Source organism: Nannocystis bainbridge (assembly GCF_028368995.1).
Lineage (GTDB): Bacteria > Myxococcota_A > Polyangia > Nannocystales > Nannocystaceae > Nannocystis > Nannocystis bainbridge.
Genome location: NZ_JAQNDL010000001.1, coordinates 765,422 through 790,690, shown reverse-complemented (window position 1 = coordinate 790,690; position 25,269 = coordinate 765,422). Strand labels below are relative to the sequence as shown.

Annotated in this window: 18 protein-coding genes; 13 read left to right on the top strand and 5 right to left on the bottom strand. The window is 71.8% G+C overall.

Annotation, left to right across the window (positions count from 1 at the left end; translation table 11 throughout):
• Window positions 1-4 precede the first annotated feature (4 nt).
• Together gloA and POL25_RS03120 are read left to right on the top strand one after the other, a co-directional pair.
• Window positions 5-391 carry a lactoylglutathione lyase gene (gene gloA / locus POL25_RS03125; protein WP_272084298.1) on the top strand — a complete coding sequence of 129 codons (387 nt, stop codon included), beginning with the start codon at window positions 5-7 and terminating at the stop codon, window positions 389-391.
• A gap of 217 nt (window positions 392-608) precedes the next feature.
• Window positions 609-2,354 (top strand): CFI-box-CTERM domain-containing protein, encoded by a 1,746-nt coding sequence (locus POL25_RS03120; RefSeq protein WP_272084297.1) that lies wholly within the window; start codon window positions 609-611, stop codon window positions 2,352-2,354.
• Between the two features lie 256 nt (window positions 2,355-2,610).
• Here POL25_RS03120 and POL25_RS03115 read toward each other — a convergent pair whose 3' ends face one another.
• Entirely contained in the window at window positions 2,611-4,377 is a 1,767-nt protein-coding gene (locus POL25_RS03115) for a serine/threonine protein kinase (RefSeq protein WP_272084296.1), read from the bottom strand.
• 313 nt (window positions 4,378-4,690) lie between these two features.
• On the bottom strand, window positions 4,691-5,536 hold the full coding sequence (locus tag POL25_RS03110; RefSeq protein ID WP_272084295.1) for a hypothetical protein: 846 nt from the start codon (window positions 5,534-5,536) through the stop codon (window positions 4,691-4,693).
• A gap of 194 nt (window positions 5,537-5,730) precedes the next feature.
• Between POL25_RS03110 and POL25_RS03105 the strand changes: the two genes are divergently transcribed.
• Complete coding sequence (locus POL25_RS03105) at window positions 5,731-6,675, top strand: hypothetical protein (RefSeq protein ID WP_272084294.1); 945 nt, start codon at window positions 5,731-5,733, stop codon at window positions 6,673-6,675.
• Complete coding sequence (locus POL25_RS03100) at window positions 6,650-7,024, top strand: peptidase associated/transthyretin-like domain-containing protein (protein ID WP_272084293.1); 375 nt, start codon at window positions 6,650-6,652, stop codon at window positions 7,022-7,024. Before POL25_RS03105 ends, POL25_RS03100 begins: the two co-directional genes overlap by 26 nt.
• Window positions 7,025-7,135: 111 nt before the next feature.
• On the opposite strand, the gene POL25_RS03095 is transcribed toward POL25_RS03100, so the two are convergent.
• Complete coding sequence (locus POL25_RS03095; RefSeq protein ID WP_272084292.1) at window positions 7,136-8,143, bottom strand: DUF4846 domain-containing protein; 1,008 nt, start codon at window positions 8,141-8,143, stop codon at window positions 7,136-7,138.
• A gap of 601 nt (window positions 8,144-8,744) precedes the next feature.
• Here POL25_RS03095 and POL25_RS03090 point away from each other — a divergent pair.
• Window positions 8,745-9,407, top strand: coding sequence for a peptidoglycan-binding protein (locus POL25_RS03090; RefSeq protein WP_272084291.1), 663 nt, complete (start codon window positions 8,745-8,747; stop codon window positions 9,405-9,407).
• A 10-nt stretch (window positions 9,408-9,417) separates the two neighbouring features.
• Window positions 9,418-12,516: an OTU domain-containing protein gene (locus tag POL25_RS44115; RefSeq protein WP_272084289.1), complete on the top strand. Its 3,099-nt coding sequence runs from the start codon at window positions 9,418-9,420 to the stop codon at window positions 12,514-12,516.
• A 9-nt stretch (window positions 12,517-12,525) separates the two neighbouring features.
• Here POL25_RS44115 and POL25_RS03080 read toward each other — a convergent pair whose 3' ends face one another.
• The gene (locus POL25_RS03080) at window positions 12,526-13,578 is read right to left on the bottom strand and encodes a potassium channel family protein (protein ID WP_272084287.1); all 1,053 of its coding nucleotides are present in this window, start codon (window positions 13,576-13,578) and stop codon (window positions 12,526-12,528) included.
• Window positions 13,579-14,429: 851 nt separating this feature from the next.
• Between POL25_RS03080 and POL25_RS03075 the strand changes: the two genes are divergently transcribed.
• Window positions 14,430-15,221 (top strand): hypothetical protein, encoded by a 792-nt coding sequence (locus POL25_RS03075; protein WP_272084286.1) that lies wholly within the window; start codon window positions 14,430-14,432, stop codon window positions 15,219-15,221.
• A gap of 6 nt (window positions 15,222-15,227) precedes the next feature.
• Window positions 15,228-15,782, top strand: a complete 555-nt coding sequence (locus POL25_RS03070; RefSeq protein ID WP_272084284.1) for a hypothetical protein — start codon at window positions 15,228-15,230, stop codon at window positions 15,780-15,782.
• A 30-nt stretch (window positions 15,783-15,812) separates the two neighbouring features.
• Here the strand turns inward: POL25_RS03070 and POL25_RS03065 are convergent, their stop codons facing one another.
• Window positions 15,813-17,324, bottom strand: a complete 1,512-nt coding sequence (locus tag POL25_RS03065; RefSeq protein ID WP_272084283.1) for an HTTM domain-containing protein — start codon at window positions 17,322-17,324, stop codon at window positions 15,813-15,815.
• A gap of 395 nt (window positions 17,325-17,719) precedes the next feature.
• On the opposite strand from POL25_RS03065, the gene POL25_RS03060 reads away from it, so the two are divergent.
• The 5 genes from POL25_RS03060 to POL25_RS03040 all read left to right on the top strand — a co-directional run bounded on the left by POL25_RS03060 (window position 17,720) and on the right by POL25_RS03040 (window position 25,202).
• Complete coding sequence (locus tag POL25_RS03060) at window positions 17,720-19,087, top strand: TolC family protein (RefSeq protein ID WP_272084282.1); 1,368 nt, start codon at window positions 17,720-17,722, stop codon at window positions 19,085-19,087.
• Between the two features lie 203 nt (window positions 19,088-19,290).
• Entirely contained in the window at window positions 19,291-20,358 is a 1,068-nt protein-coding gene (locus POL25_RS03055) for a hypothetical protein (protein ID WP_272084281.1), read from the top strand.
• Window positions 20,359-20,564: 206 nt separating this feature from the next.
• A complete protein-coding gene (locus tag POL25_RS03050; protein ID WP_272084280.1) occupies window positions 20,565-21,473 on the top strand; it encodes a branched-chain amino acid transaminase in 909 nt (302 codons plus the stop codon).
• 7 nt (window positions 21,474-21,480) lie between these two features.
• The gene (locus tag POL25_RS03045; protein ID WP_272084278.1) at window positions 21,481-24,195 is read left to right on the top strand and encodes an MMPL family transporter; all 2,715 of its coding nucleotides are present in this window, start codon (window positions 21,481-21,483) and stop codon (window positions 24,193-24,195) included.
• A gap of 236 nt (window positions 24,196-24,431) precedes the next feature.
• Window positions 24,432-25,202, top strand: a complete 771-nt coding sequence (locus POL25_RS03040; protein ID WP_272084277.1) for an outer membrane lipoprotein-sorting protein — start codon at window positions 24,432-24,434, stop codon at window positions 25,200-25,202.
• Window positions 25,203-25,269 lie beyond the last annotated feature (67 nt).

Genomic DNA, 25,269 nt, shown 5'->3' with positions numbered 1-25,269 from the left:
GCCCGTGCGGATCCTTCACACGATGCTGCGTGTCGGCGACCTCGAGAAGTCGCTGGCGTTCTACACCGAGGTGCTCGGCATGCGCCTGCTGCGGCGCCGCGACTACCCGGACGGCCGCTTCACCCTGGCGTTCGTCGGCTACGGCGAGGAGTCCGAGGTCGCGGTGCTCGAGCTGACCCACAACTGGGACACCGCGAGTTACGAGCTCGGCACCGGCTACGGCCACGTCGCGCTCGAGGTCGAGGACGCGGCGGCCGCCTGCGCCAGCATCCGCGCCCGCGGCGGCAAGGTCGTGCGCGAGGCGGGGCCGATGAAGCACGGCACCACGGTGATCGCGTTCGTCGAGGACCCCGACGGCTACAAGGTCGAGCTGATCGAGCGCAAGGCCTGAGCAGTCCGAAGGGACATGTCCATGCGGGCATGTCCTGAGGGCCCTGGCCTCGTGGACATGTCCCGAGAGGCATGCTGCGCCGGCCAGCGCGCTCGCGCGGGCGAGCACCCGCGAGCCTGCGCTGCTCTCGGGCGCGCAGCGTCGCGCGAGTGACGGGGCCGGGCGAGGCCGCCGCGGCCACGGGCGCGGCCCGGGGACGCGTGGTATGGTCCCGGCCATGGTCGCCCGCGCGAGGCACCTCGGAGCCCTGGGGACGCATGCCGCGACGCCGGCCCGGCGTCGCGCGCGGGCCGTCGTGGGGCCTCTGCTGGCCGTGGCGGCGGCGCTGGTCCCGGGGCACGCGGCGGCGACCGAGCCGATCCTGGTCGAGTTCCACTACACGCCGGTGCCCAACGTGCAGCTGGCGATCTGGCTCGAGGACCGTGACGGCCAGCACGCGCTCGACGTCCTCGTGACCCAGGCGACCGGCAAGTACGGGATCGGCAACCGGCCCGGGCGCTGGGACTTCCTCTCGAGCTGGCGCGCGCCCTACGGCCCGCGACCGTCGGTCCTGCCGATCTGGGCCCACGGCACCGGCAAGACCTACCCGCGGGTCGTCTTCTTCGACGACGAGCCGCTCGACCAGGAGTCGCTCGGCTGGCACGAGAACAGCAGCACCGCCGAGAGCTACTTCTGCATCCCGCTGACGCCGGAGGCCCACGAGACGGTGGTGGTCGACACCATGACGTGCCCCTCGCCGAAGAATTTCAGCACCGACAAGGGCCGCTTCGACCCGCGGGGCGGGACCAGCGTCTATCCGCCGCGCAACGACCTGCTGGTCTTCGACCCCGCGCTCGACTCGCAGGACGCCAAGAGTTTCGCGGCGCTCAACACCCTCGACGGGGTCACCGCGGCCACGCCGGTCGGCGACCGGGCCGAGTTCGTCGCCTTCTTGATCCCCGCCGACGTGGTCGAGCGCGGGCCGCTGACCGCCCGCGTCGAGGTCAGCCGCGAGGGCGACGAGAACGACGCCTTCCGGTTCGCCCGCGAGGCCGACCACTTCGTCGATCCACGGCTCAGCACCTACGGCGTCGCCTACCTCGGCCAGCCGTCGGTGCTCTACGAGGTGGGCTTCGACCCGCTCGCGCGCGGCTTCACCGGCGCCACCCGCTACGCCGGCTTCGGCGACTGGGACGGGGCCACCGGGGCGATCCACCCGCCCGACCCGAGCATCAGCGAGGCCGACGGCAGCGGCGCCGACCGCCTGCGGTCGATGACGAAGAACGGCGACACGTTCCGCTGGGGCGTGTTCTCGTACGGCGAGGCGGGCCTGGAGGGCGAGACCGACGGCGACGGCTGGGAGGGCAGCTGCGTGCTGCGCGAGCTGCCGCCGATCGAGGACCTGCAGGCCGAGGTCGTCGATTTCGACCGCGTGCGCCTGACCTTCGTGGTGCCGCGGCAGGACGACCCGGAGTTCCGCCCGGCGCGCCTGAAGATCCGCCACGTCACCGGCGAGGACGTGACCTGGACCCGCGAGGTGTTCGACGGCGCCTACGAGGTGCCGCCGCTCGACCCGTCGGTGCTGGCCCCGCTCGGCCAGCCGAGCACCGTCGAGGTCGCCCAGCTGTGGGGCGACTACACCTACCAGTTCGCGGTGCTGTACGAGGACAGCTGCACCAACCGCAGCACGATCACCACCGTCAGCGCGACCACCACGGCGCAGAAGTTCCAGACGGTCGACTCGTTCTGCTTCGTCGCCACCGCGGCGTACGGCGCCCCGTGGGCGGCCCAGGTCGCGGCGCTGCGGGCCTTCCGCGACGCCTGGCTCAAGCCCTCGGCGACCGGGCTCGACCTGGTGCGGTTCTACTACGCCTACAGCCCGCCGCTCGCGCGGGTGATCGCGGGCGAGCCGCTGCTGCGCGGGCTGGCGCGCGTGGTGCTCCAGCCGGTCGCCGACGCGGCCCGCCTGGCGACCGCGGAGTGAGCGGGGCGCGAGGGGCCGTGCTCGCAGGCGTACGCGTGACGCCGGATCGACAGCACCGCGTCGTGGCGTGCGGGTGATGAGCTCGGGGCGGGTGTCGCAGCGCTCGTCGCGGCGGGCGGGGACCGAGCGCGGACGTTCGGAGCCCCCGCGGGCGATCTTCGTGGATGTCCTCGGGGACATGCTGTCCTGGGCATGTCCGTCGCGCCATGTCCCTCTGGACATGCCTTCCTGGACATGTCCCAGAGGCCAGGCGCGGCTAGATCTGGTAGTCGCTGTTGTAGACGAACGCCTGCTTGTTCTTCTTGAAGCGGCGCTTCTCGAAGGCCTTGATCACGCAGTCGGCGAACGCGGCGTTGCCCTTGTGCGAGCGCAGCTCGGCCTCGAGCTTGCCGGTGCCGGCCTCGACGTTGACGGCGACGCGCACCAGCTCCTTGGCGGCCTCGTGCTGGCCGGCGCAGCGACGGACGTCGCTGGCCATCGCGCCGAAGAACTCCTTGCGCTCCTCGTCGGTCGACTGCACCAGGTGCGCGGCCGGGGCCTTCTTGTGCGGCTTGTCGTCGTCGTCGGGCTTGTCGCGCGGCTTCTTCTTGGGCTCGTCGTCCTTCTTGTCGTCTTCCTTCTTTTCGTCGTCCTTCTTGGCCTCGGACGCGGCGTGGCCGTCGCTGTCGTCGGGGACGGCGCCAGGGATGACGAGGGTGGCGATCGGCTCGGGCGGCTCGGTGGGCTCGGGCTCGCGGTTGAGAAGCTGGTAGACGATGACGCCGAGGCCGACGACCACGAGCAGGAGCAGCCCGGCCAGCGCGCGGTACGGGTTGGGCCGGGTGGTGAGGTTGCTCGGCTCGTCGTCGACGACGGCGATGGGCTGCGGCAGCGGCGAGGCGGGCTCGGCGGGCAGGCGGCCGGCGACCGAGCCGGTCGTGCTCTTGCGCGGCGGCGGCGTGGCGTGGGCGGCTCGCGGGGTCGGGTGGCGCAGCCCGTCGGGCAGCGGGCGCGCGGTCGACTCGGTGGTGAGCACGTCGTCGGTGCTGCCCTGGACGCCGAACTCGTCGGCCTCCCAGCTCAGCGGCCCGACGCTCTGGGTGTAGCGCAGGGCCCGGTCGGCCTCGATGATCGCGTCCGCGAACTCGCGGATGGTCTGGAAGCGCTCGGCCGGATCCTTGCGCAGCGCCGTCATGACGATGTGCTCGATCGTCTCGGGGATCCCGGCATCAGGCGCGCGGTGGCGCGGCGCCTCGGGCTCGTCGACCATCTGCATGGCCACGGTGGCCATGAAGGTCTGGCCCTTGAACGGCACGCTGCCGGTCAGCAGCTCGTACATGACGACGCCGACCGAGTACACGTCGACGCGCGCGTCAGGCTTCTGATCGCGGGCGATCTCGGGGGCCATGTACTCGGGCGTGCCGAGCAGCGTGCCGGCCTCGGTCGCCATCTTCTGACGATCGGCGCGGCCGCTCGCGGTGCCCTCGACGATGACCTTGGCGATCCCGAAGTCGAGGATCTTGATGAAGTCCGGGTTGCCGCCGCGCTTGATGCGAAAGCAGTTGTCCGGCTTCATGTCGCGGTGGACGATGCCGGCCTCGTGGGCGGCGTCGAGGGCGCGGCAGATCTGGAGGAGCAGCCGCCGCACCCGCGTCCACGGCTGCCGGCCCTCGCGCGCGAGCATCGTCGCCAGGTCCTCGCCTTCGAGGTACTCCATCGTCAGGAACGCGAGGCCCTGCTTCGTGTAGCCGAAGTCGGTGATGTCGACGATGTGCTCGTGGTGCAGCATCGAGGCCGTGCGGGCCTCTTGCAGGAAGCGCGCGATGATCTCGGGGCTGTCGCCGTACTCGGGCGAGAGCACCTTGATGGCGAGCTTGCGGCCGATCGTGATGTGCTCGGCCTGATACACCGAGCCCATGCCGCCCTCGCCGATCCGCTTGAGCAGGCGGTAGCGATCGGCGAGCACGGTGCCGACGAGGTTGCTGTAGTTGGGCGGCGGCGCGGCCACGGAGACTTCGGTCGTCGTCGGGGCTACGCTGTTCACGACGGGACCCGGCTCGATCGGCGCGCTCACCCCGGCCTCGGCGGGAGGCTCTGCGCCGGTCGCAGTCGAGTTGGGAGGCACGATCCGCATGAATGACGGGTCGTGTCAGCATACCCCAGGCGCGTGGAACCGGGGCGGTGGTGGCCCCCATCCCGCGATCGTCGTCTCGCCGCGCGCGCGCGTTCGCGCCGCAGGGGAGACCCCGGGCGACCCCCAGTTCGGGCGATGAACGTCGGCCCGGCGCGCCGTGAGGCGGACCGGGCCGGGAGGTGGTCGCCCCGAGAGGCGAGCCGCGGGGCGTGCAAACGGGTGCTCAGCCGGGCAATCCGCGGACGGCGGCCACGAGGTCGCCGACGGTCAGCGCCTCGGGCAAACCCTTCTCGCCGAGCAGGTTCCACAGCGGCTGTAGCGAGGCGTCGGCCGGCTGCTCGCGCAGGGCCTCGCCGAGAGCGCGGGTGGCCGCGCGCCGCTTGCCGAGCGCGAGACCGCGGGCCAGGGCGTCGGCGATCGGGTTGGTCGGCCGCTTGCGCTCGGGGGGCTGGGCGGCGGCGCCGGCGATGATCCGCTGACCACCGACGCGGCGGGCGGCCGCGTCGGGCGCGCGCCGGGTGATGATCTCGGGCTCGCTCGCGGGCACCGGCTCGACGACCTCGGGCGCGGGGCTCGCGGCGACGACCTCCTCGATCAGCGCGGCCGCGGGGGCAGCCTCGTCGCGCTCGCCGGGCCCGGAGGCCCGCACGCGCTCGATCACCGGCGTGGGCGCGTCGCGCCGCCAACGCCGGCGCTCCCACTCGTCGCGCTCGCCGGGCCGCGGGGGCGGTTCGCCGGCGGCGACCCGCTGCTCCAGCGCCTGACCGCGCTGGAGGATCTCCTCGCCGTGGCCGCGCGGCAGCACGGTCACGACGGTGTCCTCCTTGATGATGGCGTAGAGCACGTCGCCGAAGCTCTCGAGCGGGATCAGGATCTGCGGCTCGGCCAGCATGACATCGAGCGTGCGTACGGCCTTGCCCGAGTCCTCGGCGTTGGTGATCGCGTGGTCGAGGCGGTCGCGCAGCGCCTCGTCGTCGTCTTCCCCGAGCGTGGGGACGAGCTCGCGCAGGCGCTGCACGGCGCGGTGGGTGATGCTGTAGCGACGATGACCGGGAAACGGGTTCCGCATGGTGCTCTGCCGCGCGGGTGTATCGCGGCGGCGACGAGTTTGCCACCGCGCATCGGCGGGCGCAGTTGAAATTTGCGACATACTTGCGCCGCGCCGCGGCACTCTGTCAGGCTCTGGGGGGCATGCCGAGACATCCGCGAGGCGAGACCTTCGGTCGCGGCCGTGTCGGCCGGGGCCTCGCTGCCGCGATCGTCTTGGCGGCCGTCCTGGGCGGTTTGCCGGCCTGGGCCGCCCCCTTCGCGGGCACCGGACACGCGCCCATCAGCGAGAAGGTCGACAGCCTCAAGGCTCGCGGCCAGGCGCTCGAGCGGGCGCGGCGGGCGGCGCTCGAGGCGGCGCTCGAGCAGGTCGGCCCGGCCGACGCGGTCCAGCGCAAGAAGATCATGGACGCCGCCGCGGTGTGGACGCGGGCCTATCGGGTGTTGCAGCAGGGCGACGACGGGGCGACCGCGACCGCCGTGGTGTCGGTCGAGATCGACACCGGGCGGCTGTCCAAGGCGCTGGCCCTGCCGGCCGCGCCCGTGACGAAGGAGGCCCCGGCGCTGGTGGCCGTGCGCGGCGAGGGCTGTGCCGAGGGCGCCGCCGAAGCCGTCGCCCAGCGGTGGATCAAGGCCGGTCTGCTCCGCGACGGCCGTGGCGGCACGATCTCCGCCGGCTCGGCCCGCACGCTCGAGCTCCGCTGTCGCGAGCTCGGCGCGGTCGCGTATCCCCGCGGGGTCGTGGCCGAGGCGGCCGTGGTCCTGCGCGGCGAGGGTCGCGACGGCGCCGCCTCGGCGACCGCCACCGGCTTCGCGCCCGACGCGGCGGCGGCGGCGGCGGCGGCCCTCGAGAGCGCCACGAATCAGGTCTCTTCGAGCATGTCCGTGCAGACCGCCAGCGGCCTGCGCCTGCGCCTCACCACCCCGTGGCCGGCCGCACGCGTGCGGCGGGTCGAGCGCGCGATCGCGGAGTCGGTGATCGGCGCCCAGGCGGTCAAGGTGGCCGGGGTCGGCGGGGACGGCTCGGTGATCTTGAAGATCGACGGCCCGCTCAGCGCGGCCGATCTCCAGGAGCGACTCGCCGCGGTGCAGGTGCCCGGGGCGACGCTCGTGGCGTTGGAGGTGGAGGGGCCCGATGTCGTACACGCGCGGCTGCAATAAGAAGAGAAGCTCGGGGTGGATGGCGCCGATCGGCGCGCTGGCGCTGGCGCTGGCGCTTTCCGGGGGCTGCAAGCGCGGCGAGCTCAGCGGGGCGGAGCAGTCGGCGCCGCTGGTGATCGAGGCGGCGCCCGCCGACCTCGACGCCGAGGTGTTCGTCGACGGCAACTACGTCGGCCAGATCCGCGTACTGCAGGAGCCCGAGACCGGGCCGCTGCTGCTGGCGCCGGGGATCCACCGCATCGAGATCCGCAAGCCCGGGCGCTTCCCGGTCCAGGTCACGGCGACGGTCAAGAAGGACCGCAACGGCCCGGTGGTGGTCCGCGCCGAGCTGCTCGAAGACCCGAGCTGAGGCGCGACGGGTGCAGGACATGTCGCTTGCGACATGTCCGTGAGAGCATGTCCCAGACGGCATGTCCGTTGCGGCATGTCCGTTGCGGCATGTCCGTGAGGACAGGCGCGCTCAGCCGTCGCGGAAGCGGCGCAGGTCGCGGTCCGTGAACGGGCCCCACTCGGGGGTCATCGCGCCGGTCGTCAGCGCGTCGGCGCGGTACCACGGCGAGAGGTCGGGCTCGCTCGGGTTGTTGAGCACGTGGAACTGCTGGGCCGGCATGTAGCTCTGGCCGAGCAGGAAGTAGCGGCGGCCCTGATCGTCCTCGGCGAGGTCGAGCACGAGGACGGCGTGCCCCGGGAAGCCGCCCTGGACCAGCACGTCGCCGGCGGTGAGCCCGGCGAGCTCGCGGCGCGGCAGCTCGGCGGCGATCGAGGCGGTGCCGGCGTAGGTGAAGAGCGTGCGCAGGTAGCCGCGCAGGGTCTCGCGGGTGGCCGGGCGCGGGCTGCCGGGCTGGAGCTCGGCCTTCTTGCCGACCAGCTTGAGGCGGGTCCCGCCGAGGTAGGCGGCGAAGGTCCAGGCGGTGCCGTCGGTCAGCTTGAAGGCGATCGCGCGCCGCTGGTCGGCGGCCCACTGGTACTCGACGCGCAGGCGCATGACGGCGTCGGCGCACTGCTGGAGATCGCGGTCGCCGACGTCGAGGTCGACGACCCGGAAGTGCGCGGCCTGGTTGGGCTTGGTGGCGCCGCTGTAGAGCAGCACCGGGGCGCCCTGCGGCAGCAGCGGCAGGCCGCGCAGCCAGGCGCCGAAGCTGCCGTCCGCCAGCGCGACCCGCCGCGCGCCGGCCGGCGGAGCGATCGCGGCGGCCAGCTGCTCGCGCGCGGGCGGCTCGCCGCCGGCCTCGGTCAGCCAGTCGTAGCGCGCCAGCGGGGGCAGCGGAGGGACCGGCGCGGCGGCGGCGGCGGGTGAGGCTGTCTCGGGGGGCATGTCCCCGGGAGCATGTCCTTGAGGACCTGGCTGTTTCGGCATGTCCTTCGGGGCAGTCGCGGCGGCGCCCGGCTGCGGGGCGGCCGGAGGGGCGACGCCGGCAGAGTCGCAGGCGAGCAGCGAGGCGAGGCCGAGGACGGCGCGGCGGAGCATCGCCGCGAGTATGCGCCGAACGACGAGGCGCGAGGAAGCAGCCGCGTGCCTCGTCGGTAATGCGCCGGGCCGCTGCGCGACGGCCACGCACGTCGTTCGTGGCCGTTATCGAAGTCGGCGACGTGGGCTCCAAGCAGGGCGACCGGCCTCGACCCACCACGGGCGCACGCCGACGCGCACGTGGGCGAGGCCGAGCCGCCAGCGATCGTCGAAGTAACGAAAGGCCGAGCGCGCGAGGTCGGGCTCGGCGAGCCGACGCCTCGACTCGGTCCATCGCCAGCGCGAAGGGAAGTCGCGAAAGGCCGAGCGCGCGAGGCTGGGCTCGGCGAGCCGACTCGGCCCATCTTCAGCGCGAAGGGGACGAAGTTAAGGTCGAGCGCGAGGTCGGGTCCGGCGGACCTCGCCTCGACGCGGCCCATCGCCCAGCGCGGAGGGGACGCAGTTCAAGGCCGAGCGCGCGAGGTCGGCCGGGCGAAGCAGCGCGCGCTCTCGGGATCGCGCTCGGGGAGAACGCGGATGCGGGGCCGCGACGCGGCGGGGTAGGCTCGCGCCAGCGACGGGCGGCCGACAGGGTCCTGCGGCCGTCCGCGCGCGGAGCCGCATGGCCAAGTCTCATGTCGTTCGAGCCGGAGAGTGCCTGCAGAGCATCGCGGCGCTGTATGGGTTCTTCCCGGACACGCTGTGGCGGCACCCGGCCAACGCCGCGCTGGCGGCGGCGCGCAGCCACGGGTCGGTGCTCGCGCCCGGCGAAGTGCTGGAGATCCCCGCGCGCCGCGACAAGGAGGCCTCGGCGCCGACCGACACCTGCACCGTGTTCCGTCGCCGCGCCGTGCCCTCGATCGTGCGGGTGCGCCTCGACGAGGACGGCGCTCGCCACAGCTTCGTCGGCCTGCCGTTTCGCGTCGAGATGCCGGGCCTGCCGCAGATCCGCGGCGAGGTCGACGCCGAGGGGGCGGTCGCCGCCTTCATCCCGTGCGACGCTGGCTCGGCCACGGTGATCATCGATCCGGAGGGCGCGCACGAGCGGCGCATCGAGCTGCGACTCGGCGCCCTCCGGCCCGTCGACACGCCCGAGGGCGCGCGGGCCCGGCTGCGCAACCTCGACTACTTGCCCGCGGACGCGCCCGAGGACGAGGCGACGCCGCAGGCCCGACGGGCCCTGCGCGCCGCGGTGCGTGGGTTCCAGCGCGATCACGGGCTCGAACCGACCGGCGAGCTCGACGCGGCCACCCGGCGCGCCTTGACGGTCGCTCACGGCTACTGAGGTCCGAATCGTGTGCATCGAAGCCAAGGCCTGTCTGCACCGTATCGAGTGGCTGCGCGCGCGGGGCGAGCTGGGAGAGCTCGGGGCGTATCTGCTGGCGATCGACTCGTGGAAGGATCAAGACGCCGGCACGCCCGAGTACGCGGTCTATGCCGGGGCGATGAAGGCGTTTCGCGCCATGGTGTGGCCCTCGATCACGCTGATCGACGCGCTGATCCAGGAGGGTCAGTGGGAGTCGGTGGAGTGCCAGCGGGCCCACAAGCTGCTGGCCGCCTGTCACCCGATGTTCGTCGCCTATGACCCCGAGGTCTACGCGCGCGTGGCTCGCGGCGAGGACGCCAACCCGGGCGACGACGACGACGACGCGGGCGCGCGCGAGTGGATCGAATGGTTGGTGGACGACGAGGACGAGCCGCCGCCCGACACCGGCGGCTACGAATCCGACGACTCCGACGACGAGTTCGAGGAGGACCTGCTCGAGGTCTTCGACGACCCGCGCGCGCTCACCATCGAGCAGTTCGGGTTCCCCGAGAGCGACCGGCCGTCCGAGCGGAGCAAGAAGAAGAAGTGGCTGTCGCGGCGCGCCAAGCAGCGCGGCGTGCTCGACGCGCGCAACAAGAAGGCCGAGACCGTGCGCGCGCTCCGGGACCAGCGCAAGATCACCTTTCGCTACCAGGGCCCGGAGATCGAGCCGGACCCGGACCTGCTGATCGCGCGGGTGCACGGGGTGCGCGACGGGGCTCGCGCCAAGGAGCACGAGCAGATCGCGATGGCCGGCATCCACCATCGCCCGGACGAGTGGACTCGTCAGGCCGAGGCCGATTTCCAGGTCGCCAAGGCCGCGTTCAAGGCCGGCGACCGCGAGGCGCTGCGCGGGCTCGCCACCAAGTTCTGCCTCGCGCAGTACCGCGGCATCACGTTCAAGACCAGCACCTTCGACGCGCGGGCGCGGCAGATCAGCCGCCACGAGAACGAGGTCGGGCGGGCGATCTACAGCATGTCGGTGCTCCACCAGGCCGGCGTCTCGCCCACCGAATACTTCCGCGGCAATTGCTCGGCGAAGGAGCTCGAGGCGCTCGAGCGGATCGCCCTCGAGCTCAAGCAGGTGCTGCTCGACAAGCGAAACACCGGCGAGGTACGGGTCGGCGGGGTCCGCTTCGACAGCCACGCCGACGCCATTCAGCACATTTATACAAATCAGTACGATTATTTCCACAGCTCCGTCGCCCGCTACCTGGCCAACCGCGAGGCGTGGCAGGAGGACCAGGCCAGCGGCCTCGCGAAGGTGCGCGAGGAGGCGCGGCGGAGCCCCGAGGCGGCCCGGCGCACGGTCATGCCCGCCACGCAGGAGGTCTTCGTCGCCCATGTCCGCGCGCTCACCGGGCTCGGCCCCGACTTTATCGGCTACGGCGCCTATCTGAAGGCGCACGGGTTCGTCGCCGACGAGCCGACTTTCAAGAAGGCGGACCGGCAGAAGACGCCGCTCAGCGCCGAGTTCGGCCTCTATCAATACGACAATTACGCCCGCGGCAAGCCCAAGTTCGAGTACGCGGAATACCTCAAGCTCCACGCCGATTACTCCGGCTATTCCGCCGACTATGCCGGATGGATGCAGTATCTGGCGCGCACGGGGGAGCGCAACGAGGAGGTCCTGCTCCAGCTCGAGGACGAGTTCATCCAGGCTCATCTCAAGGCCAAGTACGGCTTCGTCCCGCCGGACGACTGGGTCCTTTTCGACGGCCTGCTCAACGGCTATTGCCCGCTGGTCTCGACCGGCGACAATCCGCGCCACGCGCTGAAGTACGCCTATGGCATGAAGTTCTACTCCGGCCATTACCACGAGCGGCTCAAGCCGGGCTGGAGCGCGCTCGGCCGGGCCAAGCGGCCGTACGTCGGCAAGGTCTACGCCAGCCTCCACACCCTCGAGGATTACCTCGAGGACGCGCCCAACCACGTGCCGTCGATGAACCTCCACGCGCGGATCATCGTCGGGGACAGCATCGCCGACGAGCGCGAGGCGACCTTCCCGGCCTACATCCCGGGCGGCCGGACGGTGATCGAGCACGTGGCGAAGATCCCATCGTTCGCCGGCGCGACCCCGGAGGAGGGCTTCTCGGACGCCCACCTCTACAAGTACGGCATCGATCGCGAGGAGTTCGCCGAGCTGCACGCGATGCTGCGCAAGGCGCAAGCGGCCGACGCGAAGCAGGCCGAGGCCGAGAAGGCGAAGAAGGACAAGGGCAAGAAAGACGCGCCGAAGAAGGGTAAGAAGGGCGAGCCGGACCCGGGCAAGAAGAGCGAGCCGGCGCCCGACGAGGAGGTCGAGCGCGACGAGGACGGCGGGCTCGAGACCGAGGTCGACTGGTTCCTGCAGCGGCTGTGCGCGTGGCTCGTCAATTATCAGGAGGTCCGTATCGTCGAGATCGCCCGCCGGATCGCCCTGTCGCGCGGACGCTTGCTGGTGTACCGCAATTCGCTCGGCGAGCTCGATCGCACCCTCAGCTCGACCGTCGTCAACGGCGTGCGATTGCCCGGCGAGCGCGGCCTGGAGGGCCAGGACCCGATGGTCCTGCGCAAGGATCGGCGCTACACCCATACCCGCGATCCCGACAACAAGCAGGCGATCATCGACAAGGAGCGGTCGACCTGGGACAGGCCGCGCCAGCAATTGCGCGATCGCCTGGCCGGGCCGTACTTCGTGCACGCGACCCCGGGTGATGGCAATTGTCTGTTCCACGCCCTCGCCGGGATCCTGCGGCTGACGCTCGGCCGCGGCCTCGACCACCGGGCGGTCCGCGACCAGGTGGTGCACGCGATGGGCCAGCCGACGCACGCGGCCCTGCGCGGGCAATATGCGATCGACGCGCCCTACCTGGCCGAGATGGCGCAGACCTGCGCCCACCCGGGGCAGATCGGCCGGTGGGGCGGCGACCCCGAGATCCACGCGTTCTGCTGGTATTATCGCCTGCGGGTTCGGGTCTATGCGCCGACCCACCCCGGCCCCGATCATTACACCGAGTTCGACCCGCCGCCGGGCGCCGCGCTGCAGGGCGTCGGCTATCTATTGCACGTCCACGGCAACCACTGGGAGTACCTCCAGCCGCGCTGACGGGGCGGCTCAGGCGCCGGCGCGCGCGCGCTGCTTGACGCCGGCGATCTCGTCGACCGCCACGTGGAGGATCACGCTCTCGCCCGGGCGGCGCGGCTCGGTGCGGTCGAAGCGGTGGGTCGGCGCGTCCTTGCCGCGGCGCAGGCCGACCACCGGCGCGTCGAGCAGGCTGCGGATCTCGGTCGCGTTCTTGCCGGCGAGCGGGCCGCCGGCGAGGACCTCGATCTCGAGCGTCGCCATCAGCGTGTCGCCGAGGCGGTAGGCGCCGTGGATCTTCTCGTCGAGGGCGGCGGCGGCGAACAGCGGGGCCGAGAGGGCCGAGGTCGAGAAGATCGAGTCGACCGAGAACGCCTTGCCGAGCTTGCGCGCCATGTTCTGGTCGAAGAAGCGCATCACCAGGCGGATGTTCGGGTTGATCTGGCGGGCGTCGAGGCCGACCTCGAGGTTGACGAGGTCGTCGTTGGTGCAGGCGACCAGGCAGGCCGCGTGGTCGAGGCCGAGCTCGCGCAGCAGGCTCTCGCGGCGGGCGTCGCCGATCACCAGCGGCACGTTGCGGGCCCGCGCCTCCTCGACGAAGTGGCCCTCGGCGCGCGCCTCGACGACGATGACCTCGCGCCCGCGGGCCAGCAGCTCCTCGAGCACGCGGTAGCCGACGTGGCCGAGGCCGATCAGGATGATGTGATCGCGGTAGGTCTGGGCCATGATGCGGATCCACGCGGTCTGGTGGTTGTTGAAGTCGAACAGCGACAGGCCGACCTTGAGCAGGCCCTCGGCGACGATGAAGGCGCCGGCGATCGGGACCGTGAAGTACATCAGGCGCAGGGCCCAGTCCTCGGGCAGGGCGCTGACGTGCTCGAAGAACAGCTGGGTGTAGACCTGGTAGCAGGCGGCGACGAAATCGAGGCCCCCGACCTCCTGCGCGCTCCCGCGCGCCAGCAGGGTCAGGCCGCCGGCGATCGTCAGCCCGGCCAGGATCGCCAGGCGCGGCGCCAGCAGGCGCAGGGCGTACGCCAGGAAGCGCAGGCGGGCGAGCAGCGGCGTGCGGACGCGGCGGACGGGCATGCGGGGCGGCCACGGTAACGCGGGGCCGGCCGGGCAGGGAAGGGCCCGGCGACCGCCGCGAGATCGCCGGCGAGCCGCGCGAGAACGGGCGGCTGACGGGGAGGACATGTCCTCGTGGACAGAGCGCGGCGCGTCGGGGTCGGTCGGGCGGCCGAACGCGAATGCAGGCTGGCGACCCGATCCGAACAAACCGCCGATTCGTCATACTCGCCCGCGCGGGTGATGTCTCGCACTGGGCGCTGGCACATCGCAACGGTCCGCAGCGTTCAATGAGCACGGCCTCGGGGATTGTAGGATGCGCACGCCGCGGGCCGTCCGGTGATACCCGTGACCGCCGTCGAGGGCCCGACCGTGACACCGCCCATTCACATCGGCAAATCGGTGCTCACATTCCCGCGATCTCGCCTCCGGCCCGCGGACGTGGCTAGCGATGCGACGACGCGCACGTGGCTCGACGATCGCTGTTTATTCGCAGCGCTCCTGCTGTCGGGCGTGAAAGCTGAAGCAGAACGCTGTTCGCGGGGCGCGCAGGCGGTGCGCAGACGCCTCGGCGCATTGGCCCGCCCGGCCATCGAAGCGGGCCCCGCAAGTTACCGTAATCGTACCGATATTGAACCGGGTTCAGTGCAGAGGCCGGGGCGCGGTGAATCGTCAGGGGCGCGTGTTCTGTGCTTCCGCGAGTGCGGACGCCAATGGGCTCCGGCTCTATAAACGCGGCGTAAAGAGCGTGCTGGGGCTGTTCGCACGCAGATGGTGGTGGAGACGCGTGGCGCGGAGACGCGAATGGGCTCGGACGCGCCGCGGACGAATTATGTCGTGACGCCGCCCATGGTTTGCGGCATATCTTGCGCATGAGCATCCTTCACCGCCTCCGGTCCGATCTGCAGCGCAGCGTCGCGGAGCACCAGGCCATCCTTTTGGCACAAGTGCTGCGGCAAAGGTTTTCGGAGCTCACCCTCGGCGACCTGCGCGAGATCTTGACGAGCCCTCTCGGACGCGGCCTCGACAACCTCAAGCTCGCCGAGCTCAGCCAGAGCGCCGCGCCGCCGAGCGACGCGAGCAAGCCAGGCGGGAGGCCGGTCAAGCGCGGTGGAGGACGGGCGACCCGGGAAGCGTCTGCGCCAGTGCGGTCCGGGCGGTCGCCGAGCGCCACCAGCAGCGACTACGTGGCCTCGATCGTCGAGATGCTGCAGGCCGCAGGGACCGGGCTGACATCAGGTGAACTGCGGGCCAAGCTCGGCGGCAGCCCGAGCACGATGTACCGCGCCGTCACCGAGCTGATCAAGGCCGGCAAGGTCCGCAGCGACGGCAAGCCCGCGCGTTACTCGTGGATCCCCGGGGCGCAATACGACGTCACGGAAGAGGAGGAGGACGACGCCGTCAGCCTGCCGCCGCCGAGCAAGCGCGGGCGACCGCCGGTCGTCTCGGCGCGCACGCTCGAGGGCCGCGCGCATTACGACGCGGCGGTGATGAATCTGCTGCAGCAGACGACCGGCTGGATCGGCGCGTCGCAGCTGCGCGCCCACGTCGGCGGCTCCGACAACCAGGTCCGCATCGCCCTCCATCGCCTGGTCGCTTCCGGCCAGGTCGCGCGCCGCGGCGAACGCAACTCCACCGAATACAAGATCTCTGCCCGCTCCTGAGTGTTTATGCGCCGAACCTGCATCGCCCTGGTCCTCGCCCTGTCCGCCGCGTGCGGCCAGGACTCCGATTCCACCGAGACCGCCCCGACCGCCGGCACCGCCGAGACGACCGACACGTCGACCACGACGACGACGGCGAGCACGACCGCGGAGCCGACCTCGACGTCGTCGACGACCGCCGAGGACACCACGGACACCGGCACGAGCACCGAGCCGGCGCCCGCTTGCGAGACCTCGGCGATGGAGTGCGGTATCGACGTCGGGCCGCCGATGTCGTCCTGCCCCGACATGGAGGACCCCGCCTCGCTGGTGGTCGAGGTGCTCGGCGCGGGCCACATCCGCTTCACCGAGTACGGCCACGACGCGGCGTGCAACCTGAGCTTTTCGCCCAACGTCAAGCTGCTGTCCAACAATTCGCTGCTCGTGATCTACGACATCGGCGGCAATCCGATGGACAGTTGCGTCTGCAAGTACAACATCTCCGCCGAGATCTCGAACCTGGCGAGCGGGACCTGGACGATCCAGGTCGCCTCGTTCATGGAACAGTTCGAGGTGCTCTGAGGCCCGGTGCCGGTGCGGGCCGGGCCCCGGTCAGAGCCGCCGCTCGGGCGCCAGCGCCGGCTCGGCCATCGGCAAGATCCACGGCGCCGGCAGGATCGAGCGCGGCTGCTTCACGAGGTCGACCTCCGGATCGATCATCAACTGCGGCGCGCGACCGTTGAGCGAGACGTTGGCGACGGCGCGGATCTGGAGGTCCTCGTGGCCCTGCGCGCGCAGGTCGGCGGCGAGGTGATGGGCGAACTGCAGGATCATCTCCGGCCGGCCGGACATCTCGGTGCGCTGCCACGGGGTGAGGTACTGCCGCGCGTCGACCTCCCAGGTCCGCTCCTCGTGCGGATCGGTGGCGAGGAAGCGGACCCGCGACTCCTTGTCGCGCAGCTTCATCCGCCACGAGAACTTGTGGCCCTCCTCGGTCCAGGCGACGTCACCGGGGTACAGCCAGTGACGCAGCGGGAACAGCAGTTGAAAGCCGCAATAGGTGCCGAGGAGGGCCAGGGTCCAGCGCTGACCGGGCCGCAGTCCGGTTCGCAGCGACAGCGAGACGCGCTCGCGCGGGCGGACGAACAGCCGCGGCGCGCTGAGGCCCGCCGGCCGGAGGCCGAACAGGCGCGCCAGGACCCGGCCGCAGCGCCGCGGCCAGTCGGGCTCGCAGAACATCAACGTCGCGGCGGCCATGACCCACGGGAAGATGCCGATCGTGAACACGTAGCCGTTGACGAGGTTGAACAGCAGCGCCGCCACGAACGCGAACGGCCGTGACCGGCGCCACAGCAGCAGCGGCACGATGGCCAGGTCGAAAAGGAGGCCGCCCCAGCTGAAGAAATAGACGACCCACTCCTGAGTGAAGAGCGGGCCGACGATCGGACGACTGGCGCGGGCCGCCAGCCACATGCGCATCGGCTCGCCCTGCAACCAATCGCCGTTGAGCTTGGCGATCCCGCCGAACAGGTAGGGAACAGCGATCTGGAACCGGACCAGCCACAGGGCCCAGGCCGGGACCGTCGCCGCGCGCAGCCGCGGGCGCAACCAGGCGTCGACCGCGAAGGCGCGGTGGGCCGGGAGGACGATCATGACGAAGGCGAGCAGGGCGATCAAATAGAAGTGGTTGAGGTAGCGCGCCTGCTCGAGCAAGAACCAATAGCTGAAGCCGAGGAAGAACACGGTGGCGGCGGCGCGGTAACAGCAGCCGACCATGACGCCGGCGGCCGCGAGGGCGAGCACGAGGAAATGCACGTACATGCCGTCGCCCGGCCACGGCCGCACCCAGTCGAATCCATAATAGGTGAAGTGAAACCCGGGCTGGATGTAGGTCGCGTCGATCTTGCCGTAATAGCGCCACACGTCGACGATCATCAGCAGGCCGAAGACGACCCGGAATACCACCAGCGAGGCGATGTCGACCGGCGCGAACAGGCGCTCGCGCAGCGGCAGGCGGGGCCGCACGCCCAGGCCCGAGGCCGCGGCCCCCGAGCCGCTGAGGCCGGCCGCGACCCAAACCTCTTCGCGGCGGGTGATGGAGTGCGACGAGGCGTTGGTGTGCATACCCTCTGTCGATAGCGCCGGGCCCGGCGTCCACCGCCGAGGCCCGGCGCGTGGACCTGGCCGCGCACCAGGGGTCGCGCGAGGGCGGACCGGCGGCGAGGGTCCAGGCGCCGGTCGCCCAGATCGGCGATCCAGCGCACAGCCCCGCCGGGGCGGTCGCCATTCGCCGGCCCGGCCCGCCGCGCGCCGCTGCCGCCCGAGTCCTGCGATTCGATGGGGGCCGGAGGACGAATGTGGAGACTGCCGAGGGATCGACTGCCATGATTGCTCGGGTCCCCGTGAATGATGGCAGCCCGCGACCGCACCCCGCGAGAGCGGCAATGCGCGATTTTGCCCATGAAGAACCATGCATGGGCCGGCCGTGGGGGAGATCCCAGTGTACAACGAGGAAGTCCATGTCGCTCTTCGCCTCGCTCCGCGCCACGGCGTGCTTCGCCATGCTGTACTTTGGGACAGGTACGAATCACGCCGCGGCCGGGCCGCCGGTGAGCGACGGAACGCCGCCGCCGCACCCCGCGCCGACGCTCGACAAGCCGGAGCCGCGCGAGCTGGCCCCGGCGCCGCTGCGGCCCGGGCCGACGCAGCGGTGGACGGTCGATCGAGTGGTTCGCGCGGTCGAGAGCAAGCACCCGCGCATGGCGGCGCTCAAGGCCAAGCGCGGGGTCCTCGACGCGCGCGTGCTGACGGCGCGCACTTCGATGCCGAACCCGTACCTGCTCTCGGACAACGGCACCGCCGAGTACACCTATCGACTCGGCTTCACGCAGACGTTCGAGCTCGGCAAGCGGCGCCGGCGGGTCGAGGTCGCCGGGGCGCAGGTAGGCGTGCACGACGCGGACCTGCGGATCCTCGCGGCGGAGCTGCGGGCCGAGGCCCGGCGCACGTTCATGGAGGCGTTCTTCGCCCAGGAGCGCGAGGCCCAGTTCATCGCCCTGATCCGCAGCGTCGACGAGCTGCTCGGCCAGGCCGAGGCGCTGCCCGGCGACATCCCCCGCGCGGACGTGCTCGAGGCGAGCACGACCCGCCTGCACGCCCGCCTGGCGCTCGAGCAGGCCAAGTTCGAGCACCTCCAGGCCGACATCCGCCTCAACAGCCTGCTCGGCAATGCGCCGAGCGTCGAGCTGGTGCTGATATCACCGGCGCGCGACCGCCCGCCGAGCTGGCTCGAGCTCGACAACGACGACTGGCGCAACGAATTCCTGGCCGCGTACGACCACCTGATCGTCGAGGCGCTGCGCCGGCGGCCGGAGCTGGCCCGGCTCAAGAGCACGCGCGAGGTGGTGAACAAGGAGGAGCGGCTGGCCCGCGCCAACCGGGCCCCGGACATGGTGGTGTCGGCCGGCCCGGACATGGTCCCGCAGGGCAAGCCGATGTGGGGCGCGTTCTTCATGCTGTCGCTCGAGGTGCCGCTGTTCAACCGCCAGCAAGGGCCGATGGCGGAGGTCCGGGCGACGCGCGAGCAGATCGATAGCGAGGGGGCGGCGCTGGCCCACGAGATCGCCCGCCAGCTGGCCGACGCGGTCGCGCTGGCGTCGTTCCAGCAGTCGCAGCTGCGGCTCTACGAGGGCGAGCTGCTGCCGGCCGCCGACGCGGTGTACGAGGACGCGCGCCAGGCGTTCCTGGCCAACCAGTCGCCGTTCCTGGTGGCGGTGCGCGCCCAGGAGGGGCGCGTGCTGGTCTACCTGGCCTACTTCCGCGCGCTCGCGGCCTACCACGTGGCCCTCGCGGGGGTCGAGCAGGCGCTCGGGTTCCCGGCGATCTGAGGCTGGCCATCGGGGCATGTTCAAGAGGGCATGTTCTAACGGGCATGTCTCTTAGGGCATGGCCTTCGGGACATGCGACGGTGCGAGCGGGGCCAGGTCCCGGGACCGCGCCCCGATCGGGCGCGGCCCGGGGTCGTGAGCCCGAGCGGGGACGCGCGCGACGGTGGCTGCCGCCGCGCGGGAAACCTGGCACCATCGCGGCGATGGTGTCCACGCGAGCGCGCGCCGGGGTCGTCGCCAGGGGCTGGTCGGCCGGCATCGCTTTGGCCCTGACCGTCACCGGTGTGCCGCTGCGCGCCGGCGCGACCGAGCCGGTCCCGCCGCCCGAGGTCGCCGCGCCGCCGCTGCCGGTGTACCGCCCGAAGGTCGTGCTCGACCTGCGGTTTTGGCCCGAGCGGGCGGCCCGCGGCGCGGAGCTGCGGCTGCGACCGATCGATCACGACTCGTCGTCGGCGCAGGCGCGGCCGCTGACGGGCCCGACGACGACGGTGACGCTGCGGTCCGGGGTGTGGCAGCTGCAAGTCCGGGGGCGCCGCCACGGGGCCGATCTCTACCTGACCGTTCAGCCAGGTCAGCCACCGGTCGACGTCGAGCTGACCCGACGCGGGCCGGTCGACGATCCGCGGCTGCAGCGCGATCGCAAGCTGATGTTCGGGGTGTTCGGCGGGTTCGTGGCGACCTACGTCGCCGGCCTCGGCCTGCTGGTGGCCGCGAACGGCCGCGAGAAGCGGGCGTCACGGCGCGACGCGGCGGCGTACGAGGCAGCCGGGGTCGAGCCGGACACCGGCGCGGAGATCGATCCGGCGGCCGCGGCGGCGCTCGAGGCGGCGTACCCGGCGGCCCGGCTGCGTCGCGACCTCGCGGACGCCGGCGCGCTGAACACGGCCGGCGCGGTGCTCGGGGGCGCGAGCATCGGCGCGCTCGTCTCGCTGCTGCCGATCGCGGCGCGAGCCCGGCGACGCGCCGCGGTGCTGGAGCTCGGGCTCGGCGGGGCGCTGCTGGCCGGCTGCGGCGGCTGGCTGGGGACCGCGCTGGGCGAGCGCGGGCGGCTGCTCGACGCGCCGCGCCCGAGCCCGACGCGCCTCGACGACCGCGACGGCTCGCGGATCGCCGCCGCGCTGCTCACCGGCATCGGCGCCGGCCTGGTGCTGTTCTCCGCGATCACGCTCGCGCACGACGCGGCCGACCGGCGTCGGCGCGCGCGCGCGTTCGCGACCGCGCCGTGGGCCGCGCCCGGGCTGGCCGGGTGGGCGCTCGCAGGCCGGTTCTGAGCGCGCGAGAATCCCGGCTTCGAGGTCGGACTTGCGGTCGCGCCGCGGCGGCCCGCGCGGCTCGCATGTCCCAAGAGACATGTCATTGCGCTGCGGGCATCGCGGATCCGTGAGCTGGCTCGCGCCTGCACCCGCGGAGCCCCGGTGGCGAGCAGGCGGCTGCGCAGTGGCGAGCCGCCAGCCTCCTCTGGCATCCTCCGCGCCGCATGATCACCTACCTCGATGGCAAGTTCGTCGACGACGCCGAGGCGGTCGTCAGCGTGCGTACGCGCGCGCTGAATTATGGTCTCGGCTGTTTCGGGGGGATCCGCGGCTACCTCGCCGCCGACGGGCAGCAGATCAACCTGTTCCGCGTCGGTGACCACATCACCCGCCTGACGCACTCGGCGCGGGTGCTGCACATGCGCCTGCCGGGCGACCACGCCTCGACCTGCGGCCTGATCGGCGAGCTGCTCCGACGCAACGAGGTGCACCACGACGTCTACGTGCGGCCGCTGGTGCTGAACGCCTCGACCAAGCTGGCGCCGGTGATGCGCGAGGAGGACAGCATGCTGGTGATCTACTGCCTGCCGCTCCAGCGCTACATGGAGAAGGACGCGATCGACGTGTGCGTGTCGTCGTGGCGGCGCGCCACCGACAACGCCATCCCGGCGCGGACCAAGGCGACCGGCCTCTACCTCAACAGCGCCCTGGCGCGCCGCGAGGCCCACGACAACGGCTACGACGAGGCGATCTTCCTGACCGAGTACGGCAAGGTCTCGGAGGGCAGCGCCGAGCACGTGTTCATCATCCGCGACGGCGTGCTCTACACGCCGCCGAGCACCGAGGACAACCTCGACGGCATCACCCGCCGCTCGCTGATCACCCTGGCGACCGAGGACCTCGGGCTCACGGTCGTCGAGCGGGTCATCGGCCGCACCGAGCTCTACGTGTCCGACGAGCTGTTCCTGTGCGGCACCGGGGCCCAGATCCAGGCGGTCCGCTCGGTCGACAAGCGCACGATCGGCAACGGCGACATCGGCCCCATCACCGCCCGCCTCACCGCGCACTTCAACGAAGTGGTCCGCGGGCGCGTCGAGGCGCGCCGCGGCTGGCTGACCCCCGTCTGGGAGTGAGCCGACGATGCGCGACCACCCGTTCGTCCGCGCCCGCTGGGCCATCCTCGCGCTCGCCGTCGCCGTGGCGGCGATCATCCTGCCGGGCCTCGCGGCCATCCGCGAGGACAACGACGTGCTCGCGTTCCTGCCGCCCGACCACCCCGACGTGGTCGTGTTCCGCGAGGTCGCCAAGCGCTTCGGCGTGCTCGAGGTCGGCCTCGTCGGCCTGACGAAGCCCGACGGCGACCTGCTGTCCCCCGAGCGCGTCGACGAGGTCCGCGAGCTCGGCCGCGAGATCGAGCGCAAGGACGGCGTGCGCATGGTGCTGTCGTTCGCCGATCTGCCCGACCCGCGCGTCACCGACGACGGGCTCGAGATCGCGGAGCTGGTGCCCGAGGCGCTGCGCGACCCGGCGCTCATCCGCGAGAAGGTGCTCGGCTCGACCGACGCCGTCGGCAGCATGATCTCGCGCGACGGTCGGGCCGCGGCGTTGATGGTGTTCCTGATGCACCACGACGACCGGGCCGCGGCCGCCGACGCCCGTTCGGCGACGATCCGGGAGATCCGCGGCGCGCTAGCGACCGGCTGGCAGGGCGAGACCCACCTCGGCGGCGCGCCCTTCATCGAGGACGTGGCGGCCACCGCCAGCCGGGCCGACCTCGACAAGCTGTCGCCGATCGTGATCGGCGTGCTCGTGCTGGTCTCGGCGGTGCTGCTCGGCAGCGTGGTCGCGGCAGGCATCAACCTGATCCTCACCGGCCTGGGCGTCGGCCTGGTGCTCGGCGCTCACGGGGTGCTCGGCGAGGCGCTGACGATCGTCAGCAGCTCGATGCCGGTGCTGATGGTCGCGCTCGGCGGCGCCTTCGGCGTGCACATGCTGGCCGGCTACCAGCGTCAGCACGGCACCAGCCGCGAGCGCGCCAGCGCGACCCTGCGCGAGCTGTGGCTGCCGGTGCTGCTCAGCGGCCTGACCACCGCGGTGTCGTTCTTCTCCCTGACGATGATGCCGCAGCTGCCGATGCAGCGGTTCGGCGTGACCGCGGGCGTCGGCGTGCTGGTGCTGCTGGCGCTGGCGCTGCTGGTGCTGCCGGCGATCCTGTCTGTCCTTCCGGACAGGTTGCTCCCGCCGCGGGCCGAGCGGCCGATGCCGCTGCGCCTGCGCCCGAACCTGTGGCTGATGCTCGCGCTGGCGGTGATCGGCGCCGGGGTGGCGTCGACGCTGCGGGCCGACTCCGATCCGACCGAGGTGTTCTCGGAGGACAGCGAGCCGATGCGCTCGAACCGGTTCTTCAACGACCACTTCGGCGGGTCCACGTACCTGCAGGTCGCGGTCGAGGCCGAGCAGCTCGGCGACAGCGATCGCAAGGCGCTGGCCGAGCCGACGGCGCTGCGAGAGATCCGCGACCTCGCCGAGCAGGTGCGGGCGATCGAGGGCGTGGTCGACGTGCGCTCGATCGTCGAGCCGCACGCGCTGCTCAACGAGGCGCTCGGCGGCCGCCGCGGCGTGCCCGAGACGCCGGGTCGCGCGTCGCGGGTGTTCGCGCTGCTGCAGGGCCACCCCGCGGTCGCGCAGATCGTCACCGACGACACCGCCGGCGCGCTGATCCACATCAAGCTGGCGCCGATGTCGGGCGACGCGCAGGTGGAAGTCGCCGACGCGGTGCGGGCGCTGCTCGATCGCCACGCCGCCGGTCGCTTCGTCGTCGGGCCGACCACCGATCCCAAGGTGCGCGCGGTTCAGGTGCAGGAGGTCGGGCAGCGGCTGTCGCGGCTGCTCGGCCGGCCCGTCGACGCCGACAAGTTGATTCAGGCCTCACCGTCGAGCGCGCCGTCGCCGGCGCTGCTCGCCGCGCTGACCGAGGTCCGCGACCGCGCGCTCGACTCCGAGGACAGCCCGGTCGAGGGCGTGCCGCGCGAGGAGATCGACGCGATCGATCCGGCCAGCCTGGTCGCGCCGCGTGGCGCCGAGCTCGAGGCCCTGCTGCGCAGCAAGCTGCCGACGCTCGCCGCCAAGGATCCGGAGGGCATCGGCTTCGTCGCCAAGCACCTCGGGCCGTGGGCCGACGACGCGCTGGTGCGCTTCCAGGTCGAGGCCCGCTGCGGCGCGCTCGAGCTGCCGCTGCAGGCGCCGGCCGACGCGGCCGGTCCGAGCTGCAGCTCGGTGAAGGGCGCGCTGTCGGAGCTCGACGACGACGAGTGGCGCGTCGCCGACGGCGAGGGTCGCAACCTGTCCTTCAAGACACGTCTCACGGGCCAGCCTGTGATCGGCGCCGCGTTCGCGGAGAGCGTCACGCGCAGCCTGTTCACCTCGACCGCCGTGTCGCTGGTGGGCCTGGCGCTGACGCTGCTGCTGGCGCGCCAGATGCTCGCGCTGGTGCCGGCGGTGTGGTGTCTGTGCGTGACGATGGGCATCTTCGGCCTGCTCGGCATGCCGATCAGCGTCGGCACCAGCATGATCTCTTGCATCGCCGTCGGCGCCGGCGTCGACTTTGCGATCCACCTCAACTTCCGCGCGCGCACCTATACGACCGCCGACGCGGGCGCGCGGGCCGTCAGTGACATCGGCGTGGTCACGCTCATCTCGGCGTTGCAGCTCGCGGCGGCGTTCCTCGTGCTGCTCGCGTCCGAGATGGCGCCGCTGCGGGACCTCGGCCTCGGCCTCGCCATCGCGCTGGTCGGCGCGGCCCTCGGCGCCTGCTGGTTCGCGCCCTGGCTGGCGCGACCGGGGGTGCGCAAATAGGTGCGCAGCACTGTCGCGGAGGCCGCGGAGTGACTTGTGTGATCCGGATCACCGGCCTCATGCGAGAGGTCGTGCTCTCGGGCGGCGCGCTCCGTCTTTATCGCCCACAACTGGGTGTCATGGCGCGGCCCGGGCAGAATAGCCGGCGAGTCCGGTCGTCCAACGCGCCGCGTGCGGTCGCCCGGCGTGGCGGCGCGCGTCACCTGTCCCCCTGATACAATCCGGAGCTCGAAGCCATGAAGTCAGTCACCTTCCTCCTCGCCTCGGCCCTCGTGTTGCCCGCGACCGTGATGGTCGCCCCGCAAGCAGTCAGCGCCGCCGAGGACGCGTTCAGCAAGGGTGCTGCGATCCTCAAGGTCGCCGACGAGCGGGCCGCCAAGTTCCCCGATCAGACCTATACGGCGTCGATGGAGATCTTCAAGAGCGGCAACCTCCGCCAGACGATGGTCTTCAAGATGTCGATGAAGGGGCTGGAGAAGCAGTTCATCCACTTCACCGCCCCTGGTGATGTCGCCGGCATGAAGATCCTCATGGAGGACCGCGACACCATCTACATGTACAGCCCCGAGTTCCAGAAGGTCCGCCGCGTGGCGGCCCACATGCAGAACCAGGGCTTCCTCGGCAGCGAGTTCACGCCCGAGGACATGGTGCTCGCCAAGCTGTCGCCGTCGTTCGACGCCGAGCTGATCGGCAAGACCGGCGACGAGACCAAGCTGGTGCTCAAGCCGAAGACCGGCCAGACGAGCTCGTTCAGCAAGCTCGAGATCTTCATCGACTCGAAGGTCGGCGGCGTCTCTCGCATCCACTACTTCGACCCCTCCGGCAAGCACGTCCGCACCCAGGTGCGCGAGGCGTGGACCCCGTTCGAGGGGACCCAGATCCCGACCAAGATCCGCATGAAGAACCTCAAGACGGGCGACGAGACCGTCATCAACCTGTCCGAGATCGACGTGAAGACCCCTGTCTCCGACGATCTGTTCTCCCGCCGCACGCTGATGCGCGGGTGATCTTCGCGTGACCTTCGGTGCTACCCCCCGTCGGCGTAACGATCTCCTGTCTGCAGTGGGCGCTCTG

What these genes read in the sequence shown, in the direction of transcription:
- POL25_RS03120 (WP_272084297.1), top strand. Translation starts at nt 609, where the DNA reads ATGGTCGCCCGCGCGAGGCACCTCGGAGCCCTGGGGACGCATGCCGCG.
- POL25_RS03110 (WP_272084295.1), bottom strand. Translation starts at nt 5,536, where the DNA reads ATGCGGAACCCGTTTCCCGGTCATCGTCGCTACAGCATCACCCACCGC.
- POL25_RS03100 (WP_272084293.1), top strand. Translation starts at nt 6,650, where the DNA reads ATGTCGTACACGCGCGGCTGCAATAAGAAGAGAAGCTCGGGGTGGATG.
- POL25_RS03095 (WP_272084292.1), bottom strand. Translation starts at nt 8,143, where the DNA reads ATGCTCCGCCGCGCCGTCCTCGGCCTCGCCTCGCTGCTCGCCTGCGAC.
- POL25_RS03090 (WP_272084291.1), top strand. Translation starts at nt 8,745, where the DNA reads ATGGCCAAGTCTCATGTCGTTCGAGCCGGAGAGTGCCTGCAGAGCATC.
- POL25_RS03080 (WP_272084287.1), bottom strand. Translation starts at nt 13,578, where the DNA reads ATGCCCGTCCGCCGCGTCCGCACGCCGCTGCTCGCCCGCCTGCGCTTC.
- POL25_RS03075 (WP_272084286.1), top strand. Translation starts at nt 14,430, where the DNA reads ATGAGCATCCTTCACCGCCTCCGGTCCGATCTGCAGCGCAGCGTCGCG.
- POL25_RS03070 (WP_272084284.1), top strand. Translation starts at nt 15,228, where the DNA reads ATGCGCCGAACCTGCATCGCCCTGGTCCTCGCCCTGTCCGCCGCGTGC.
- POL25_RS03065 (WP_272084283.1), bottom strand. Translation starts at nt 17,324, where the DNA reads ATGCACACCAACGCCTCGTCGCACTCCATCACCCGCCGCGAAGAGGTT.
- POL25_RS03060 (WP_272084282.1), top strand. Translation starts at nt 17,720, where the DNA reads ATGTCGCTCTTCGCCTCGCTCCGCGCCACGGCGTGCTTCGCCATGCTG.
- POL25_RS03055 (WP_272084281.1), top strand. Translation starts at nt 19,291, where the DNA reads ATGGTGTCCACGCGAGCGCGCGCCGGGGTCGTCGCCAGGGGCTGGTCG.
- POL25_RS03050 (WP_272084280.1), top strand. Translation starts at nt 20,565, where the DNA reads ATGATCACCTACCTCGATGGCAAGTTCGTCGACGACGCCGAGGCGGTC.
- POL25_RS03045 (WP_272084278.1), top strand. Translation starts at nt 21,481, where the DNA reads ATGCGCGACCACCCGTTCGTCCGCGCCCGCTGGGCCATCCTCGCGCTC.
- POL25_RS03040 (WP_272084277.1), top strand. Translation starts at nt 24,432, where the DNA reads ATGAAGTCAGTCACCTTCCTCCTCGCCTCGGCCCTCGTGTTGCCCGCG.